Annotated in this window: 16 protein-coding genes; 6 read left to right on the top strand and 10 right to left on the bottom strand. The window is 62.5% G+C overall.

Annotation, left to right across the window (positions count from 1 at the left end; translation table 11 throughout):
* The first annotated feature begins 1 nt into the window (after window position 1).
* Genes ileS through ispH form a run of 4 tightly spaced genes read left to right on the top strand, consistent with a single transcriptional unit; the run spans window position 2 to window position 4,750 of the window.
* Complete coding sequence (gene ileS / locus C722_RS0112675) at window positions 2-2,836, top strand: isoleucine--tRNA ligase (RefSeq protein ID WP_017640852.1); 2,835 nt, start codon at window positions 2-4, stop codon at window positions 2,834-2,836.
* A complete protein-coding gene (lspA, locus tag C722_RS0112670; protein WP_017640851.1) occupies window positions 2,829-3,332 on the top strand; it encodes a signal peptidase II in 504 nt (167 codons plus the stop codon). Before ileS ends, lspA begins: the two co-directional genes overlap by 8 nt.
* Window positions 3,325-3,771 (top strand): peptidylprolyl isomerase, encoded by a 447-nt coding sequence (locus tag C722_RS0112665; protein ID WP_007160800.1) that lies wholly within the window; start codon window positions 3,325-3,327, stop codon window positions 3,769-3,771. Before lspA ends, C722_RS0112665 begins: the two co-directional genes overlap by 8 nt.
* Window positions 3,772-3,805: 34 nt before the next feature.
* Complete coding sequence (gene ispH, locus C722_RS0112660; RefSeq protein WP_017640850.1) at window positions 3,806-4,750, top strand: 4-hydroxy-3-methylbut-2-enyl diphosphate reductase; 945 nt, start codon at window positions 3,806-3,808, stop codon at window positions 4,748-4,750.
* Between the two features lie 15 nt (window positions 4,751-4,765).
* Here ispH and C722_RS0112655 read toward each other — a convergent pair whose 3' ends face one another.
* The 7 genes from C722_RS0112655 to C722_RS24880 form a co-directional block, all read right to left on the bottom strand.
* Window positions 4,766-5,224, bottom strand: a complete 459-nt coding sequence (locus tag C722_RS0112655; RefSeq protein ID WP_017640849.1) for a type IV pilin protein — start codon at window positions 5,222-5,224, stop codon at window positions 4,766-4,768.
* A gap of 2 nt (window positions 5,225-5,226) precedes the next feature.
* Window positions 5,227-9,099 carry a pilus assembly protein gene (locus C722_RS24895; RefSeq protein WP_017640848.1) on the bottom strand — a complete coding sequence of 1,291 codons (3,873 nt, stop codon included), beginning with the start codon at window positions 9,097-9,099 and terminating at the stop codon, window positions 5,227-5,229.
* A gap of 14 nt (window positions 9,100-9,113) precedes the next feature.
* A complete protein-coding gene (locus C722_RS25450; protein ID WP_017640847.1) occupies window positions 9,114-9,599 on the bottom strand; it encodes a PilX N-terminal domain-containing pilus assembly protein in 486 nt (161 codons plus the stop codon).
* Window positions 9,596-10,693, bottom strand: a complete 1,098-nt coding sequence (locus C722_RS0112640) for a PilW family protein (RefSeq protein ID WP_017640846.1) — start codon at window positions 10,691-10,693, stop codon at window positions 9,596-9,598. Before C722_RS0112640 ends, C722_RS25450 begins: the two co-directional genes overlap by 4 nt.
* Entirely contained in the window at window positions 10,690-11,193 is a 504-nt protein-coding gene (pilV, locus tag C722_RS24885; RefSeq protein WP_017640845.1) for a type IV pilus modification protein PilV, read from the bottom strand. The genes C722_RS0112640 and pilV overlap by 4 nt, the downstream gene beginning before the upstream one ends.
* Window positions 11,190-11,660: a GspH/FimT family pseudopilin gene (locus tag C722_RS0112630; RefSeq protein ID WP_017640844.1), complete on the bottom strand. Its 471-nt coding sequence runs from the start codon at window positions 11,658-11,660 to the stop codon at window positions 11,190-11,192. Before C722_RS0112630 ends, pilV begins: the two co-directional genes overlap by 4 nt.
* A 102-nt stretch (window positions 11,661-11,762) precedes the next feature.
* The gene (locus tag C722_RS24880; protein WP_017640843.1) at window positions 11,763-12,287 is read right to left on the bottom strand and encodes a GspH/FimT family pseudopilin; all 525 of its coding nucleotides are present in this window, start codon (window positions 12,285-12,287) and stop codon (window positions 11,763-11,765) included.
* A gap of 98 nt (window positions 12,288-12,385) precedes the next feature.
* Between C722_RS24880 and thiO the strand changes: the two genes are divergently transcribed.
* Window positions 12,386-13,486, top strand: coding sequence for a glycine oxidase ThiO (gene thiO, locus C722_RS0112620; RefSeq protein ID WP_371099787.1), 1,101 nt, complete (start codon window positions 12,386-12,388; stop codon window positions 13,484-13,486).
* On the opposite strand, the gene C722_RS0112615 is transcribed toward thiO, so the two are convergent.
* From C722_RS0112615 to C722_RS0112605, 3 genes are read right to left on the bottom strand one after another with little or no spacing between them, the layout of a single operon-like run.
* Window positions 13,487-14,827: a sigma-54 dependent transcriptional regulator gene (locus C722_RS0112615; protein WP_017640841.1), complete on the bottom strand. Its 1,341-nt coding sequence runs from the start codon at window positions 14,825-14,827 to the stop codon at window positions 13,487-13,489.
* A gap of 2 nt (window positions 14,828-14,829) precedes the next feature.
* Window positions 14,830-16,404: a PAS domain-containing sensor histidine kinase gene (locus C722_RS0112610; RefSeq protein ID WP_017640840.1), complete on the bottom strand. Its 1,575-nt coding sequence runs from the start codon at window positions 16,402-16,404 to the stop codon at window positions 14,830-14,832.
* A complete protein-coding gene (locus C722_RS0112605; RefSeq protein WP_017640839.1) occupies window positions 16,388-16,636 on the bottom strand; it encodes a PP0621 family protein in 249 nt (82 codons plus the stop codon). Before C722_RS0112605 ends, C722_RS0112610 begins: the two co-directional genes overlap by 17 nt.
* Before the next feature lie 133 nt (window positions 16,637-16,769).
* Between C722_RS0112605 and C722_RS0112600 the strand changes: the two genes are divergently transcribed.
* Window positions 16,770-18,392 carry an NAD+ synthase gene (locus tag C722_RS0112600; protein ID WP_017640838.1) on the top strand — a complete coding sequence of 541 codons (1,623 nt, stop codon included), beginning with the start codon at window positions 16,770-16,772 and terminating at the stop codon, window positions 18,390-18,392.
* Window positions 18,393-18,429: the final 37 nt, after the last annotated feature.

Raw genomic sequence — 18,429 nt, 5'->3', positions numbered from 1 at the left:
CATGACCGATTACAAAGCGACGCTCAATCTGCCGGAAACGGCATTCCCGATGAAAGCCGGCCTGCCGCAGCGCGAGCCGGAAGCGCTCAAGCGCTGGCAGGACATCGACCTGTACGGGAAGCTGCGCGCCATCGGCAAGGGCCGGCCGACCTTCATCCTGCATGACGGTCCGCCCTATGCCAACGGCAGCATCCACATCGGTCATGCGCTGAACAAGATCCTCAAGGACATCATCACCCGGTCCAAGACCCTGGCCGGCTTCGATGCCCCCTATGTGCCGGGCTGGGACTGCCATGGCCTGCCCATCGAGCACAAGGTGGAGACCACCTTCGGCAAGAATCAGCCGGCGGACCTGACCCGCGAGCGCTGCCGCGCCTATGCCAGCGAGCAGATCGAAGAGCAGAAGGCCGGCTTCGTCCGCCTGGGCGTACTGGGTGACTGGAGCAATCCCTACCTGACCATGAACTTCGCCAACGAGGCCGGCGAGATCCGTGCCCTGAGCGAACTGGTCAAGAAGGGCTTCGTCTTCAAGGGCCTCAAACCGGTCAACTTCTGCTTCGACTGCGGCTCGGCCCTGGCCGAGGCCGAGGTGGAGTACCAGGACAAGCGTTCCGACGCCATCGACGTGGCCTTCCCGGTCGCCGATGCCGACAAGCTGGCGGCCGCCTTCGGCCTCGGCGCGCTGGCCAAGCCCACCGCCATCGTCATCTGGACCACCACCCCCTGGACCATCCCGGCCAACCAGGCGCTCAACGTACATCCCGAGTTCACCTATGCGCTGGTGGACGTCGGCGATCGCCTGCTGCTGCTGGCCGAGGAGCTGGTGGAAAGCTGCCTGGCGCGCTACGGCCTGCAGGGCGAGGTGATCGCCACTGCCCCGGGTACCGCCCTGGAACTGATCAACTTCCGCCACCCGCTGTACGAGCGGCTGTCGCCCATCTACCTGGCCGAATACGTCGAACTGGGCGCCGGTACGGGCATCGTGCACTGCTCGCCTGCCTACGGCGAAGATGACTTCCGTATCTGCAAGCAGTACGGCCTGAGCAACGACGACATCCTCAATCCGGTGCAGAGCAATGGCGTCTACGCCGAGTCGCTGCCGCTGTTTGGTGGCCAGTTCATCTGGAAGGCCAATCCGGCCATCGTCGCCGCGCTGGAAGAGGCGGGTGCACTGCTCAAGCACGAGGCGATCAATCACAGCTACATGCATTGCTGGCGGCACAAGACCCCGCTGATCTATCGCGCCACCGCCCAGTGGTTCGTCGGCATGGACAAGCAGCCCAACGAAGGCGCTACCTTGCGCGAGCGCTCCCTGGCGGCCATCGAGCAGACCCAGTTCGTCCCGGCCTGGGGCCAGGCGCGGCTGCACGGCATGATCGCCGGCCGGCCCGACTGGTGCATCTCGCGCCAGCGCAACTGGGGTGTGCCGATTCCCTTCTTCACCCACAAGGAAAGCGGCGAGCTGCACCCGCGCACCGTCGAGCTGATGGAGGAGGTCGCCCAGCGCGTCGAGCGTGAAGGCATCGAAGCCTGGTTCAAGCTCGATCCGGTCGAACTGCTTGGCGAAGAAGCCAGCCAGTACGACAAGAGCCGCGACACCCTTGACGTCTGGTTCGACTCGGGTACCACCCACTGGCACGTGCTGCGCGGCTCCCATGCCGAACTGGCGCACCAGCAGGGTCCGGCGGCCGATCTCTACCTTGAGGGCTCTGACCAGCACCGTGGCTGGTTCCACTCCTCGCTGCTGACCGGTTGCGCCATCGACGGCCACGCGCCCTACAAGGAACTGCTGACCCACGGCTTCACCGTGGACGAGCAGGGCCGCAAGCAATCCAAGTCGCTGGGCAACGTGGTCGCCCCGCAAAAGGTCATCGACAGCCTGGGCGCCGACATCCTGCGCCTCTGGGTCGCCTCCACCGACTACACCGGCGAGATGGCGGTCTCCGACCAGATCCTGCAGCGCAGCGCCGACTCCTATCGCCGTATCCGCAACACCGCGCGCTTCCTGCTCTCCAACCTCTCCGGCTTCGATCCGGCGGTGAATCGGGTCGCTCCCGAAGACATGATCGACCTGGATCGCTGGGCGGTGGATCGTGCGCTGCTGCTGCAACAGGAAATCGAGCAGGCCTACGCCGAGTACCGCTTCCTCAACGTCTACCAGAAGGTGCACAACTTCTGCGTGCAGGAGCTGGGCGGCTTCTACCTCGACATCATCAAGGACCGCCAGTACACCACCGGGGCCGACAGCCTGCCGCGCCGCTCCTGCCAGACCGCGCTGTATCTGATCGCCGAGGCCCTGGTGCGCTGGATCGCGCCCATCCTGTCCTTTACCGCCGACGAGATCTGGCAGTACCTGCCGGGCGAGCGGGAAGAGTCGGTGATGCTGACCACCTGGTACGACGGCCTCTTCGCCCTGCCCGAGGGTGCGACCCTGGATCGTGCCTACTGGGATCAGGTGATGGCGGTCAAGGCCGCGGTCAACAAGGAGCTGGAGAACCAGCGCGCCGCCAAGACCCTGGGCGGCAGCCTGCAGGCGGAGATCACCCTCTACGCCGACAGCGCCCTGCAGACCGTGCTGGAAGCCCTGGGCAACGAACTCAGATTCGTGCTGATCTCGTCCCAGGCCGCTGTCCAGCCGCTGGAAAAGGCTCCCGAAGGCGCCGTGGCCAGCGAACTGAGCGGCCTCAAGCTGGTGGTCCGCAAGTCCGAGGCCCCCAAGTGCGCCCGCTGCTGGCACCACAGCCACAGCGTCGGCCAGGATGCCGCGCACCCGGAGATCTGCGAGCGCTGCGTGACCAATGTCTACGGTGCCGGCGAGGTGCGCGAGCATGCGTGACGCCTCGCGTTTCGGTGCCTTGCCCTGGTTGGCCCTGAGTGTGCTGGTGATCCTGCTGGATCAGCTGACCAAGCTCTACTTCCAGGCCAACCTGTCGCTCTACCAGCAGGTACCGGTGATTCCGGACATCCTCAGCTGGACCCTGGCCTACAACCCGGGCGCCGCCTTCAGCTTCCTGGCCGATCACTCCGGTTGGCAGCGCTGGTTCTTCGCCGGCATCGCCGCGGTGGTGAGCGTGGTCCTGGTGGTCTGGCTCAAGCGCCTGCGCAACGACACCTGGACCGCCATCGCCCTGGCGCTGATCCTCGGTGGCGCGCTGGGCAATCTCTATGACCGCCTGGTCCTGGGCCACGTCATCGACTTCATCCTGGTGCACTGGCGCCAGGAGTGGTACTACCCCGCCTTCAACCTGGCCGACAGCGCCATCACCGTGGGTGCCGTGATGCTGGCCCTGGACATGTTCCGCAAGAAGAAGCCCGAGGAAGCCCATGGCTGAGATCACCATCGGCCCGGATACCCGGGTCACCCTGCATTTCGCCATCAAGCTGCAGAACGGCGATGTGGTGGACAGCACCTTCGACAAGGCGCCAGCCACCTTCACCGTCGGCGATGGCAATCTGTTGCCCGGCTTCGAGCAGGCGCTGTTCGGCCTAGAGGCCGGTACCAAGACCAGCCTGACCATTCCGCCCGAGCGCGGCTTCGGCCAGCCCAACGACGGCAACCTGCAGACCATGGCGCGGGACGACTTCAGTGACATGGAGCTGTCGCCCGGCCTGCTGATCATCTTCAGCGATGCCGCCGGTGGCGAGATGCCTGGCGTGGTCAAGAGCTACGACGACGAGCAGGTGATCATCGACTTCAACCACCCGCTGGCCGGCCGTGTGCTGACCTTCGACGTGGAAATCCTGGCCATCGAGCCTGCCGTCTCCCATTGATCCAACGCCGCCCGTGAAGCGGGCAGAGGAGCCTATGCAGATCAAGCTCGCCAATCCCCGCGGCTTCTGCGCCGGCGTGGACCGCGCCATCGACATCGTCGACCGGGCGCTGGACGTTTTCGGCCCGCCCATCTATGTGCGTCACGAAGTGGTGCACAACAAGTTCGTGGTCGACAACCTGCGCGCCCGTGGCGCCGTCTTCGTCGAAGACGTGGCCGACGTGCCGGATGACGTCATCCTTATCTTCAGCGCCCATGGCGTCTCCCAGGCCGTGCGCCGCGAGGCCGCCGAGCGTGGTCTGAAGGTGTTCGACGCCACCTGCCCGCTGGTGACCAAGGTGCACATGGAAGTCGCGCGCTACAGCCGCGACGGCCAGGAGTGCATCCTCATCGGCCACGCTGGGCACCCGGAAGTGGAGGGCACCATGGGCCAGTACGACGATCGTGCCGGCGGTGCCATCTACCTGGTGGAAGACGAGGAAGACGTGGCAAAGCTCGAGGTGCGCAACCCCGACGCCCTGTTCTACGTCTCCCAGACCACCCTGTCGATGGACGACACCCGCAAGGTGATCGACGCCTTGCGCGCCAAGTTTCCCCAGATCAACGGCCCGCGCAAGAACGACATCTGCTACGCCACCACCAACCGCCAGGACGCCGTGAAGACCCTGGCGCTGGAAAGCGACGTGGTACTGGTGGTGGGCAGCCCCACCAGCTCCAACTCCAACCGCCTGCGCGAACTCGCCGAACGCCTGGGCACCCCGGCTTATCTCATCGATGGCGCCGAGGATATGCAGCAGAGCTGGTTCGAAGGCGTGCAACGCATCGGCGTCACCGCCGGTGCTTCGGCCCCTGAAGTCCTGGTACGCGGCGTCATCGACCAGCTGCAGAGCTGGGGCGCCACTGGCAAGGTCGAGCTGGAAGGCGAGCCGGAGAACATCACCTTCACCCTGCCGCGGGAGCTCAGGGTAAAGGCGGTATAGGACGTCGCTGGCGCCCTAGCGGCGCCAGCAGTCGGCGGTGGTGGCACCGGTACCGGTTTGGCCCTTCAGGCCGGCATTGTCGAGCGTCAAGTTGCCGCAACGGTCGCCGGCCATGGAGCCGCCTGCACGAGGGGTCGCCTGAAGGGTGTAGCCAGTAGCCGTCACCGCACTCAGGCTCAAATCATAGACGGGCCGCCCTCCATCCTTGGGAGCGGTAGTGAACGGCAGGGTGGGTGCCGTGCCGGTCGTATCCGTGGTGTAGCGTCCCAGACGGGTGTAGTTTCGCTCCATGAACTGCGCCAGCTCCATAAGTGAGGCCTGAGCATCGGCTCGGTTGGCCCTGCGTATATGCTCCTGATATGACGGATAGGCGATGGCGGCCAGGATACCAACGATGGCTACTACGATCATCAGTTCAATGAGCGTGAAGCCGGTCTGTCTGGGTCGATGTGGCCACTTGTTGGATACAGGCATGATCAATTCCTAATTTCTCGCCAGGAGACTCGCCCTGATGTCCTCGTTCCCTTGGGAATGACAAGGCGGTTGCCCTGGCTGTCATAAAGCACGTCCGTAGGCGAAGGACTACCATCGGCCAGGGTATCCCTATTCAATGTGGTAGGTGTTTTGAGAATACCGCCATTGATATCTATCATGCCGGAGTCCGGTATGTTTCCGCCGAGCAAGGTGTCGTTGTCGCTATCGTTCAGTTGATTGTCTTGGTTCAGGTCGAAATAGGTGTATTTCAGCGAACCACCATTCAACGGATTGATCGCCATGGTCCAGCTGGTACCGCCGCCGGTGCAGGGGTCGCTCGAAGGCGTAAGGGTCGTGAACACCAATGCACCACCGTGCAGCCTGCTCGACGAAACCACTCTTTCTCCCGTCAGGGTGCCGGGACCGCCCTTTTCGCTCTTCCATACCAGGTCCAGGAACCAGCCGGCTTGGGTTGAGGCAAGGTCGACGGTGCTGACACGACGTCCTTTTCTTGTGCCAACCGTCCGTTCGTTAAGGATTTTCTGCTCGAGCAGCTGACTTCTAGTAACCGTCTGCCCGCGATCAATGATCCCGTAGAAGGTTTCCATGCGCGGCGTGCCCGTTAGGTTGTTGTCGCCCACCTGAAAGTAGCTACCTGTTCCAAACAGGATGATGGCTTTGCCATCGCTATTCAGGGCTGCGCTGAGGGGAGCGGTGATGGGTTGTCTGGCAGCGTTGCTGGCATTGCCGGCAGTCGCGATGAACATGGGGGCACTGGGCGTTTGCCAGGCCGTGCTATCAGTGCTGGAAACATCGAAACGCCATAGATTCCCCGCGGTGTCTCCCACATAGAAATAGTCGGTGATGCGATCATTGTTCAGATCTATCGCCAGGGGCTCACCCAGTCCGCCCGTGGTGCTCAGGGTAAAGGTCTTGAGTACCTCGCCATTGCTGGCATCAAGAATCCAGACCTTGCCTGAAGTCACGGCATTATCGCTAAAGCCGCTGGTGGCGATGACGCCGAATTTGCCATTGGGTAGGGCAACGATGGCGGGCTTCTGGATGGGATAGCGCATGTCTGGGGAGGAAAACTCCCAGAGTGCTGCCTGATTCGTCATGGCTCCGGGATTCGTGACATCCAAGGCGAAGACTCCATTGCCACCGGCCCCCGTAGTACCTACGACCAAGGTATGCCAGTTGCCGCCGAAGTAGACGTCAGAGGTCGCTGGGGAGCCATCCACGAAGTATCTGTGACTGTAGTTGCTTTGGGTTAGCCGATAGAGGTTGCCCATCACGGTCTGGGGCACATAGGCGAAGAGTTCAGTTCCGCCAGTGGCGGTAAGACTCGCATCAAAGCCATGCAGCATGCCATCGTTGGCGCCGACGACGATCAAAGGTGTACGACTCTTATAGGCTGCGCCTTGGCGGAAAGCGATATATTTGTCGCCGCCCAGAGTGCTAGGCAGCAGGTTATAGCCGTAGTCTGGCTGACCCACAAACAGCGGGTCGGAATTGACGATATCGCCCAGGCGGCTGGCACGCTTACGCAAAGGATTAGCGGCGGCGGTTTCCTCGTTGCGGTTGCCCCGCAGATAGGCCAGTCGCCGTTTACCCTCTTCCTCACTGGCTTGACTGCCATCGGTATTGCGACGCAGCGCAGCCTGCCCTTGCGCTTTGATGCCGTCCCAGTCGAAGTTCTGGCGATCCATTGACACCAGGTTGGTATCCGTGAAAGGTCCTATGGTGAATATCTTGCGCGTAGACCAGGACTGGGCATCCAGCTTGGCTGCAGCGCTCCAGAGGCTGGTAGCAGATAGCGTGCCGTCGGTATTGAAGGTCTTTGCAATCAGATCCCCGCTCCAGTACCGAGCACTGAAGTTCGCTTGGTAGAACGCGGTACCGGTTTCCAGAGAGCCGCTGTTGGCGCCCAGAGAGGTACTGGTGCTACTGGTTTCGCTGACGATCTTGGCAAAGGCGTTCTTCAGACTGGTGGTCATGGCTTGAGCGTCGCTGGCCACGAAGAAGTTGTCCGGACGTTTGTCTCCCGTTGACAGGGTTTCGCCGTTGGTGGTCCAAAGATTTTCGGTGATGCTGGCCTGGGTGGTCGTGGTTGCATAGGGTTGGAAGTTGCTGGGTACTATGAAGCCACCATACTTGGCTGCAAGCCAATACTGGTTCTGACCTTTTCCCGCGAGCGTCTGGTTTTCCCGGACGTCCATCCAGTAGGTGGATATCGTTTGATTGCCGGCCAGATCCGACCGCTGATCACGAGTATGGGCATCGTAGGCAAGGCCGGCGATATAGGCGGAGTTTCCACGCCCGGTAAAGGGCGTGGTGATGGGAATGTTTTCCAGCGAGGCAACTTTCTGGGTGGCGGTTTGTACATTCACCGTGGTGTCTGCTGTCACCTCGGGAGGCTTCGCGGGTTCGCCGCCCGAGGAAGTGTCGCCGCCTGGGAGATTCTTGTCTTGCCAGGTATTGGTATCGCCGATACCGAGAATCACGTTCTTCTGGCAGGAATAGGTGATGGGGTCTCGCCAACTGGTAACGACTGGAAAGCCATCGGCTTGGGCATAGCGATTGGTAGCGTTGCCGGTAAGATTGCTATAGGAGGCCACGTTGCCTTGATTCTTGAAGTAGCGGATGGCTGTGTAATAGAGCTCGCTTACCGGGTCTATACTCTTCAAGTTTCGATAGTTTTTCTGGGCGTCATAGGGCATTGAGCCGAATTTGTTCAGGTAATTGATAACGCCACTGTTGGTGATGCCCGTGGTACCCAGTGTATCGCTGGCTTCTGTAGGTGAAGGATTGATACTTTGAACGCCAGTGGTCGCGTCCCACTCCGCCCTGGAGTTGCTGCTCTGGTCGGGATTTACCGGGCCGATGAATGTCTGATTGGCCCTAAGTACGCCGCCATCGCGAAGCTGATCGGAATCGTTGAGATAACTGAATACCGAGTAGCGCAGTCGGTCCGAATACTGTTGCAGCAAGCCTTCGGGCTTGTAGTTGGTGTTTGAATAACGCTTGCAGTTAGTCTCAATGCCCACCGCCGGATTGCAAACCCGTACCTGAACGCGTACGCGATAGACGCTGTTGGTATAGGCAGCTTTGCCACCCGGATCGTAGTCTCTGCGAAGATTGTTGCCATCCCATTGACGCGTATTGCTGGGGTCCAGATCGACCCAGACCTCAGGCCAGTTGTTGCCATAACCATAGTTCGCGGAACCGCCGCCGCCAATACGGTCGTTCCAGTTGGAAAACAGCATGTCGAAACCCTGACCTTCCAACCGGACATAGAGATTGTCCCAGGTGGCTGCGAAAGGTGTTGCGCCAGCGATTTCGGCGTAGGGAATGATCCCCTGGTTGGTGTTCAGGCGATTGCCTGCGCTGTTCTGCCCATCGTGCCGGGCTTTCTGAAGCACCGTAAGGGTTGCGGTATCCCTAACCCGAGCACCTCCCGTCAGGGCACTGCGAAACGGGTCGATGGTAGGTGTCGCAGCCCAGTTGAGAAAGTTGCCGCTCCACTGCCTGGCCCCGGTGCACTTATGGTCGTTGACCGTGCTCTGAGGCTCAAACCAGCTGTTATCCAGATTAGTGCCGCCTTGACTGGACGCATTGGCGTAACTGTAGACATAGCACTTGTCAGAATCGAAGTAGCCGCTGTAGGTACTGGCAGAGCTATAGCTACCAAGGTTGGCGACTGAAAGGACCGTAGGCCACTCTACCGAAGGGACCAGCGCCAGACTGCCGGGTATGTCACCACCGGTTACCAGAGGCGATTGCGAAACGGTCGCCTGGGCCAATGGCGTTATGGCAATACAGACCAGCAGGCTGGGAGTGCGAAGGCGGCTGAAAGATGCAATAGATCGGCGCATGGAAATCTCCGGGCCTAACGCCTGATGTAAAGAGTGCTGATTTCTACGCTGGAACTGGCTGCAGAGCTGGCCGACTGACTGTTGCCAGAGGAAGACAAGTCTTGAGCTGCGCCCTGACCCTTGCTGAGGATACGGACGACGCTAGTCGTGATGGGTTTGCTGCTACCTATATCCCCTCCAGCATTTCTCAGGGTGACCCCAGGCAGCGGTACGATGCTGTAGGTGGTCGACTGCAACTCTGGCGGATTGATCGTTACAGATCGCGGCGTCGTCATGCTTTGCAGCGTAGCGAGGCTGGCGTTCGTTACCCACGCCTCGGCAACTCGTTGGCCCATCTCCGCGGCCTGGAAGGCTTGACTTTCGTCGCGTAGATTGCCGGCCATGCGCTCCTCTAGCGTAGTACCGCGCATGCTGCCCAATGCCAACAGGGTCAAGAGCAATAGCATCACCAGGGTGACGATCAATATCGCGCCGCGCTGTGCTGAAGGAAACTGGTTCATGGCAGATGATTTCGAATGCTGATGGTAAGGGTAAAGACCTGACCAATACGGCCATCGGCAATGGTTATGGGGTCGATACCTTGGATCGGAGGGTCATTGAAGATCAGTTGTTGATTGGGCGTGACAGCATTGCGCTCGCGACTCACCGCCAATAGACGGATGCGGGCCGAGACGACGCTTTGCCAATCGGTGATATCGCTGGCGTCTTTATAGATACCGGTACCCGAGGTGCTAAGGCTGCCATTAGTAGTCGCCGTGGCATAACGGATCTGGAGCCGCTGGATACCACTGACCAGTTCTTCGGCTGGTTGATTGAGGCCGTCATAGACCCTGCGCCAGAGTGAAGGTACGCCGGTATCAGGATTGTTCTGCAGGTAGTAGACCACGCTTTGGTAAAGCAACAGCTGAGCCATGTCACTGCTAGTACTGGGATTAGTGCTGCTACTGGTATTTTTGGCGATGGTGGTGCCGTAATCGTGTGGGGCAAAGGTCCTGCCATTGGGCAGAGATACGCGATTGTCGTTGGCAGTGCTCTGATTGGCGAACAGATGGCAGCTCAATGGATCGCTGATGACCAATAGACGATTCTGAGGCAGGCCGGCGGAGGTCGAGATTTGAGTTGTCGTGGCGTCAGTCAACAAGACACCGGCAGGTGTTACCGCGTGGGCAAGAAAGACTACATCGGTGTCAGATGTACGTGCATCGAAGGTTGGCTTGAACCATAGGGGCGTCTTGTTCGGGGCTTGGTTATTGGTATCGCTCGCGGTACTCCAGCCCTGAATACCCGTAGTCAAGACAAAGCGGACATCGTCCGTGCCGTCCGCCTGTTGGGTAAGGGTGCTCGGCAGCAGACTGGTGAGCGCTGTCAGGCATCCCCCTCGATAACCCGCGTTACGCAGGTCGAAGGACAGAAATTCCAAGGCAAAGCGTCCCGACTCCTGCACCTGTGACAGCGCGGAATTGGTCTGGTAGGTGCGTTTGGAGGATAGGAATAACTGCAGTACGCCGCCCATCAAGAGTAACCCGAGTAGCAGGGCTATCATCAGTTCGATGATGGAAAGGCCGCCTTGCCGCTTGGCTGAGATGGGCCTCATAGCTGCGTCCTGTAGGTGAAGAGCTCGAAACTGCTGTTGCTGCTGGCGGGGCTGCTGCAACTGTCGCTTGTCGGTGCCACCGCTTGAGCTGATTTGATCGCGGCCCGGCGATCATTCCAGCAGATGGTGACGACGACTGCGTTGCTGTTGTCCAGGCTTAGACTGCCTGTGCCTTGGGGAAGACTCAAAGCCAGGGCGTTCAGCCAGCCATTGACGTCTTGCTGGGCGGCTGAGCCCGAAAGTGCGTTATCGCTTTTTGAGGTCGGAAAGCTCACTGAATAGCTACTCCGATTGGCCAGCGCTGCAACTCGGTTCGCGCGCATGCGATCAACGATGTCATTGGCCAGAATAGTAGCCTGGGAGCGGTAGTAGGCGCCCTGGTTGCTCTGTACGCTCACTGTCTGCAAGCCGGCCAGACCCAGTAAGCCGATAGCCAGGATGAGCATGGCGACCAGTACCTCGATCAGGGTGGCGCCCTTTTGCCGTTCGTGTCCGCTCATGGGCAGCCACCCGCGTTGACCGTGGCATTGCCGGTTGCGCTGACCTGGATGGTACGGCTGCACGTGGATGCCGTGGTGATCGTGAACGTTGCTTGAGCACCGCTGAGGCCATTGCTTTGATAGGTCATGCCCGTACTTGGGCCCGTGAGAGTGCCACCACTGATAGGTTCCCAGGTTCGTAACACGGCGGTGCCTTGCATCAGGCGCCAGCCAGATGACCAGTCCGCGCCGTCTACACAAACGTTGCTACCTGCGGTGCTGCGACAAAGCACGACATTGGTTCGCCGCTTGAGGGCTTCGGACCGGGCGAGTTGCAGAGTGCCCAGCAACTCGTTGCTTAACACAGCCGCGCGATTGCTTTGCAGCATGCGGGTAAACGACGGCGCAGCAATGCTAACCACGATCGCCAGAATGGCGAGCGCTACCAGAGTTTCGATCAGGGTAAAGCCGTACTGGGTACGCATCATCGTTTTCGCCAGGCTGGAAAGCCAAGCATGGGGTATCGCAGGCGGCTGGAACAGCGTACGGCGGATATCCGGTCGAAACGGGAAGGTGTCTGGTCAGGGCGTTCAGGCGCAGCGATCGCTGTCGCGAAGATCCGCTGTCTCGATTCGTCCGGCCTTGTTCAGAACGAGTCGTGCGCGCGGCTCGGTGCCTTGGCAGAGAATGAAGCTGCCATTCAGGGCGTTGGTCACGCCACTGTTTAAAAACGTCAGATGAGGTAGCGTACGGAAATTGTTCCACCGCCAGTGCAGGCCTTCGGGAAGCTGACTGATCAGCAGGGTGGGCTCCTCGGCAGACTGCAAGCCATCGCGATCCCCATCGCGGAAAACGCGTGTGGTGGCCGACCAGAGGTTCGAGCTGTCGCAGTCGCCTGCTGGCGCATGACAGATGGACACACTGCCATAGCCTTTGATGGCGGCCGCACGGGCGAAGTTGATCGTCTCCCTGAGTTGCTGAATGGCAAGTTGCTGACGATTGTGCTGCAGCATGCTGCCAAAGGCCGGTATGGCCAGGGAGGCGACGATGCTCAGCACGCTGAGGCAGATCAAGGATTCGAAGAGGCTGAAGCCTCGCGAGGTGCGATAGGTCATGTTGACGTCCTTGTGGGTAGGCGGCCGTCCTGGCCACAAGAGCCGTTTTGCGCCAAGACGGCGGAACAGTCAATTCCAGGATGTAGAGGTGTGACGTGATTTTCGATGTAGCGGTGGTCGGGGCGGGTGCTATAGGGCTGATGTCGGCCTATCACCTGTCCTTGAGCGGTCGGCGGGTGGTGTTGGTGGAGCGGGGCGAGCCTGGGCGGGAGGCGTCCTGGGCTGGTGGCGGGATCGTCTCGCCGCTCTATCCGTGGCGCTATCAGCCGGCCGTGACGGCGCTGGCGCACTGGTCGCAGGATTTCTATCCGGTGCTGGGCGAGCGCCTGCGGCAGGAGACGGACATCGACCCGGAGGTCGAGGTGACCGGCCTGTACTGGCTGGATCTGGAGGACGAAGCCGAGGCACTGGAGTGGGCGCGGCGTAATGTCAGGCCGCTTTCGTCGGTGTCGATGGACGAGGTGCGCGGCCGGGTACCGGTACTGGGGGCGGGCTACGAGCGCGCGGTGTTCATGGCCGGGGTGGCCAATGTGCGCAATCCACGGTTGGTGCGCTCCCTGCGCGAAGCCTTGTTGCGCATGCCGAACGTGACGCTAATGAGCGAGTCGCCGGTGACCGGGTTCTTGCGCCAGGGTGAGCGCATAATGGGGGTACAGACGGCGCGCGAGGCCATCCATGCCGAGTCGGTCGTCGTCTGTGCGGGCGCCTGGAGCGGTGAGCTGCTGCAGACCCTGGGGCTGGCGGTGCCGGTGCGGCCGGTGAAGGGGCAGATGCTGCTGTATCGCCAGCCGGTCGGCTATCTGACCAGCATGGTGCTGGCCAAGGGACGCTACGCCATTCCGCGCCGCGATGGGCATATCCTCATCGGCAGTACCCTGGAGCACGCCGAATTCGACAAGACGCCGACCGCCGAGGCGCTGGCCAGCCTACAGGCCTCGGCCGCCGAGTTGCTGCCGGCGCTGGCCGGCCAGGCGCCGGTGGCGCACTGGGCGGGACTGCGGCCGGGGTCGCCGGATGGCGTGCCCTTCATCGGGCCGGTACCGGAGCTGCCCGGGCTGTGGCTCAACTGCGGGCACTATCGCAATGGCCTGGTGCTGGCACCGGCGTCCTGCCAGTTGCTGACCGATCTGCTCACCGAACGCACGCCCATCATCGATTCGGCGCCCTATGCGCCAGGCGCGCGGTTGGCGGCGGACTGATCAATCGATGCCGAGCTTCTTCAGTCGGTAGCGCATCGACCGGAAGGAGAGGCCCAGGCGTTCCGCGGCGGCGGTGCGGTTCCAGCGGGTCTCTTCGAGCGCCTGCATGATCAGCTGGCGTTCGATGGACTCCAGGTGGTCTTCCAGATTGGCGATGTTGGCCAGGCTGGCTTCGCCGGTGGCGGTGGCTGCCGGGGCATCGGCCAGGCGCAGGTCGGCCGGGCGGATGACGTCGCCTTCGCAGAGGGTGTAGGCCCGCTCCAGCATGTTTTCCAGTTCCCGCACGTTGCCGGGGAAACGGTAGCTCTTGAGCTTGGCCAGGGCATCCTCGCCCAGCGTGGCCGCGGCCAGGCCGGCGTCGCGTGCCAGGCGTTCGAGCATATGGTTGGCCAGGATGCCGATGTCTTCGCGGCGCTCGCGCAGGGCCGGCACCTGCAATTCGATGACGTTGAGGCGGTAGTAGAGGTCCTGGCGAAAGGTCCCGGCGGCGACTTCGGCGGCCAGATCCCGGTGGGTGGCGCTGAGGATGCGCACGTCCAGGCTGATCTCCTGCTGGCTGCCTACCGGGCGCACGGCCTTTTCCTGAATGGCGCGCAAGAGCTTGACCTGCATCGGCAGCGGCAGATCGGCCACTTCGTCGAGAAACAGGGTGCCGCCCTGGGCGGCCTGGAACAGGCCCTGCTTGTCTTCGATGGCGCCGGTGAAGCTGCCCTTGCGGTGGCCGAAGAATTCGCTTTCCACCAATTCCGAGGGGATGGCGCCGCAGTTGACCGGGACGAAGGGCCGACCGGCCCGCGGACCCTGCTCGTGGATCAGTCGTGCCACCCGCTCCTTGCCGCTGCCCGATTCGCCGCTGATGTAGACCGGCGCCTGGCTGCGCGCCAGCTTGGCGATCTGGTTGCGCAGGGCACGCATGGGCGGCGATTCGCCGAGCAGCTGGGTTTCGCTGGCGCCGGCCGCTGTCGGGGCAGGCCCGGACAGGCGCAGCGCGGTGCCTACCAGCTCGCGCAGGCGCGGCAGGTCCACCGGCTTGGTGAGGTAGTCGAACGCGCCGGCCTTGAGGGCCTGGACTGCGGTTTCCAGACTGCCAAAGGCGGTGATCATGGCTACCGGCAATTGCGGAAAGCGTTGCTGGATGAACTGGATCAGGTCCAGTCCCGAGCCGTCGGGCAGGCGCATGTCGGTCAGGCAGAGGTCGAAGCTTTCCCGTTCGAGGATGGCCCGGGCATCGGCGATGTTCTTGGCGCTGGCGGTGTCGAGCTTCATCCGCCCCAGGGTGATCTCCAGGAGTTCGCGGATATCGGGTTCATCGTCGACGATCAGGACTTTCTGTCGGGCCATGCTCAGCTCATTGTGCGGGGATGGGCGAAGGTGATGCGAAAACAGCTGCCGTTCGCCAAAGGATGATAGCCAAGTCTGGCCTGGTTGCTCTCGCAAAGCTCACGGGAGATGTACAGGCCCAGCCCGGTCCCCTTGTTCTCAGTGGTGAAGAAGGGTTCGAACAGGTGGTCGAGTTGTTCGGCGGCGACGCCTGGGCCGTCATCGACCACCTCGAGGATGGGCAGATCGCTTTCCGGGTCGCGGTAGGTGCTGAGCCAGACTTGGCCGGTGCCGTGTTTCTGGCAGCTGTAGCGCAGGCCGTTCTGTACTAGGTTGGTCAGGATCTGGCCCAGCTGGTGGGGGTCCATGTGGGTCTGCAGGGTACCGGCTTCGGTCTTGACGTGCAGCGTCTGGCCGGCGGGCAGGGTAGGGCGCAACTCCCCGGCGAAGCGGTGCGCCCAATAGCGCAGATCGATCAGCTGCGGCGCGGCCTGGCGTCGGCGCGACAGCTGCAGAACGTTTTCCACCACCCGATTCATTCGTCGTGACTGGTCCTGGATGATCTGCGCCAGGCGCCGATCCGGTGTGGTCAGTTCTTCGGATTCCTGCAGCAGTTGCGCGGCGTGACTGATGGCCCCCAGCGGGTTGCGGATCTCGTGGGCGATGCCGGCGGTGAGACGACCAAGGGAGGCGAGCTTGAGTTGCTGGGCCTGCTGCGCGATGCGCGAGACGTCTTCGAGAAAGGTGAGTACCCGTTCGCCCTCGCCTTGCTGCAGCCGGGCGAAGCTGGGTTGCAGCAGCGGGCCGTTGGCATGGGCGCGCCAGGGCGTGGGACGGATGCTGGGATTGCGCTCCCATTCCTCCAGCCGCTGGGCGAGGCCCAGGGTCAGGGGCGTGATGGTGGCCTCGTCGTCCACCCCGAGCAGGCGTCGGGCTGCTGGATTGGCCAGCAGCACCTGGTACTCGGCATCGAACACCAGGATGCCGGTACGCATGCGTTCGAGGATCAGGGCATTGAGGGCTTCCAGTTCGGCCACCGCAGTGGCGCGGGTTTCGGCCAGGGCCTGGCTGTCCAGCAGCCGCCGGACCAGGCCCTGTACCAGCAGTGCCGTGGCGAAACAAAGGGTGCCCAGACCTGCCGCCTGCACATAGCCGCTGCCGCTGTCGCCACGGCGCAGGTCCAGGTAGCCGGTCGCCAGCAGCAGGGCGATGGCTGCCAGGGCAGCGATCAGCAGGCCGCGGCGTCCGCGGATCAGGACGTTGGAGACCCCGACGGTCACCACCAGCAGACTGCCCATGCCGCTGGCGATGCCGCCGGCCAGGAAGAACAGGCCGCCCAGGGCGAGGATATCGATCAGTGCCAGGGCGAAGGCGCGACCGCGCAGCAGCCGATGGCCGACCGCGAGCACTACGTTGGTGGCCAGATAAGCCCAGCTGGCCTGACGGAACAGTAGGCCGTCGACGGTGCGCAGCCAGTGCTGATCCAGATCGCTGGAAATCAGCACCACCAGCGCCAGACCGATGACGATGCGATAGAGATGATAGAGCCGCAGGACCGCGTCGGCTCTCAGGATGCCTGGATCAGTCGCGGTGCTCATGCTGCAACCGGCGATGTTCGGCGCTGCAATACCAGCGCTGGCCTTCGCCGTCGGCCAGGGCTCTTTCCTGGGGCACATGCACGCCGCAGTGGGCGCAGCGCACCATGGCATTGGGCGGCAGCGGAGGCGCCTTGGCAGCGGGCTTCTGCGTCTTGCCGCGCCACCAGCGCCTGATCATCCAGAACAGCGCGCCCAGGAGGACGAGCCACAACAGCAGGCGAAGCAGACCCATGGCGATCTCGCAGCGTGAAGGAGGGTGGAGTTTAGCAGGGCCGCCGCAGTGGGTGAGCCCCCCGCAGGGCATCGATTGTCCCGCTTCGCTGCATGCAGGAAAATGCAGCGATGAATCGGGCAAGGAAGAGTGCATGAGTCAGCTGCTGAAGGTCGTGATGGCGCAAGTGAACCTCAAGGTCGGCGACATCCATGGCAATGTGGAACGGATCATCACCGCGGCCTATGAGGCCCGGGACCGGTTGCAGGGGGATCTCATCGTCTTCCCGGAGTTGTCGCTGTGCGGTTATCCGCCGGAGGACCTGCTGCTGCGTTCGAGCATGCAGCGCCGCATCGAGCAGGGCTTGCAGCGGATCCGCCAGGAGATCGCCGGCATCCATGTGCTGGTGGGCTTTCCCTGGCTGGAGGAGGGGCGGCGTTACAACGCCTGTGCGGTCTATCGCGATGGCGCCGAGCTGGCCTGCTATCGCAAGCAGCAACTGCCCAACTATCAGGTGTTCGACGAAAAACGCTACTTCGAGCCGGGCGGCAGTGCCGCCGTGTTCGACTACCAGGGCGTGCCCATCGGCGTCACCATCTGCGAAGACATCTGGTTCGCCGAGCCCATGGCCAAGGCCCGTGCCGCCGGGGCGCGGCTGATGCTCAATCTGAACGCTTCCCCCTTCCATAGCGGGAAGCAACCAGAACGTGAGGCCGTGGTAGGCGAGCGTGCCCGGGAGGGCGGCATGCCGGTAGTCTACGTCAACCAGGTGGGTGGCCAGGACGAACTGGTGTTCGACGGCCACTCCTTCGTGGTGGATGCCCAGGGGCAGGTCAGCCAGCGCGCGCCGGCCTTCGTCGAGGGGCTCTATCCAGTCAGCTTCGACCAGTACCTGACCCCGCAGCCGGCCGAACTCGCCCCCGTGGCTTCGTTGGAAGCCAGCGTCTATGACGCCCTGGTGCTGGGGGTACGCGACTACGTGCGCAAGAACGGCTTCAAGGGCGTGGTGCTGGGCCTGTCCGGTGGCATCGACTCGGCGTTGGTCCTGGCAGTCGCGGCGGATGCCCTGGGCGCGGAGCAGGTGGAGGCGGTGATGATGCCCTACCACTACACCGCCCAGATCAGCCTCGAAGACGCCGAGGCCGAGGCGCGGACGCTGGGCGTGCGCTACCGCGTGCTGCCCATCGCGGCCATGGTCGAGGCCTTCCAGCAAACCCTAGCCGGCGAATTCGCCGGACTTGGGCGCGACACCACCGAGGAGAATCTGCAGGCGCGCTGCCGCGGGACCCTGCTGATGGCCATCTCCAACAAGAAGGGCTATCTGGTCCTGACCACCGGCAACAAGAGCGAGATGGCGGTGGGTTACGCCACCCTCTATGGCGACATGGCCGGCGGCTTCGATGTGCTCAAGGACGTGCCCAAGACCCTGGTGTTCCGCCTCTGCGCGTACCGCAATCGCCACGGTGAGGTGATTCCCCAGCGGGTGATCGATCGGCCGCCGTCGGCGGAGCTGTCGCCGGACCAGAAGGACGAGGACTCGCTGCCGCCCTATCCGGTGCTCGACGAGATCCTGCGGCTGTATGTCGAGCAGGATTTATCGGCGGTGGATATCGTCGCCGCCGGTTTTGATGAGGAAATGGTGCGCAAGGTGCTGCGCCTAGTGGATCTCAACGAGTACAAGCGACGGCAGGCGGCAGTCGGGGCGCGCGTGACCGAACGCGGCTTCGGTCGTGACCGGCGCTATCCCATCACCTCGGGCTGGCGGATAGGCGACTAGGATACGTGGCGCCGGATTTCTGATCCGGCGTCAGTCT

Origin of the sequence: Pseudomonas sp. 313, assembly GCF_000316965.1 — a bacterium.
In the GTDB taxonomy this organism is placed as follows: domain Bacteria; phylum Pseudomonadota; class Gammaproteobacteria; order Pseudomonadales; family Pseudomonadaceae; genus Chryseomonas; species Chryseomonas benzopyrenica.
This window is presented reverse-complemented; position numbering and strand designations above follow the sequence as displayed.

Coding starts and splice junctions, on each gene's coding strand:
- C722_RS0112665 (WP_007160800.1), top strand. CDS start 3,325: ATGGCTGAGATCACCATCGGCCCGGATACCCGGGTCACCCTGCATTTC.
- C722_RS0112615 (WP_017640841.1), bottom strand. CDS start 14,827: ATGGCCCGACAGAAAGTCCTGATCGTCGACGATGAACCCGATATCCGC.
- C722_RS25450 (WP_017640847.1), bottom strand. CDS start 9,599: ATGAACCAGTTTCCTTCAGCACAGCGCGGCGCGATATTGATCGTCACC.
- C722_RS0112605 (WP_017640839.1), bottom strand. CDS start 16,636: ATGGGTCTGCTTCGCCTGCTGTTGTGGCTCGTCCTCCTGGGCGCGCTG.
- lspA (WP_017640851.1), top strand. CDS start 2,829: ATGCGTGACGCCTCGCGTTTCGGTGCCTTGCCCTGGTTGGCCCTGAGT.
- C722_RS0112630 (WP_017640844.1), bottom strand. CDS start 11,660: ATGATGCGTACCCAGTACGGCTTTACCCTGATCGAAACTCTGGTAGCG.
- C722_RS0112655 (WP_017640849.1), bottom strand. CDS start 5,224: ATGCCTGTATCCAACAAGTGGCCACATCGACCCAGACAGACCGGCTTC.
- C722_RS0112600 (WP_017640838.1), top strand. CDS start 16,770: ATGAGTCAGCTGCTGAAGGTCGTGATGGCGCAAGTGAACCTCAAGGTC.
- pilV (WP_017640845.1), bottom strand. CDS start 11,193: ATGAGCGGACACGAACGGCAAAAGGGCGCCACCCTGATCGAGGTACTG.
- ispH (WP_017640850.1), top strand. CDS start 3,806: ATGCAGATCAAGCTCGCCAATCCCCGCGGCTTCTGCGCCGGCGTGGAC.
- ileS (WP_017640852.1), top strand. CDS start 2: ATGACCGATTACAAAGCGACGCTCAATCTGCCGGAAACGGCATTCCCG.
- C722_RS24895 (WP_017640848.1), bottom strand. CDS start 9,099: ATGCGCCGATCTATTGCATCTTTCAGCCGCCTTCGCACTCCCAGCCTG.
- C722_RS0112640 (WP_017640846.1), bottom strand. CDS start 10,693: ATGAGGCCCATCTCAGCCAAGCGGCAAGGCGGCCTTTCCATCATCGAA.
- C722_RS24880 (WP_017640843.1), bottom strand. CDS start 12,287: ATGACCTATCGCACCTCGCGAGGCTTCAGCCTCTTCGAATCCTTGATC.
- C722_RS0112610 (WP_017640840.1), bottom strand. CDS start 16,404: ATGAGCACCGCGACTGATCCAGGCATCCTGAGAGCCGACGCGGTCCTG.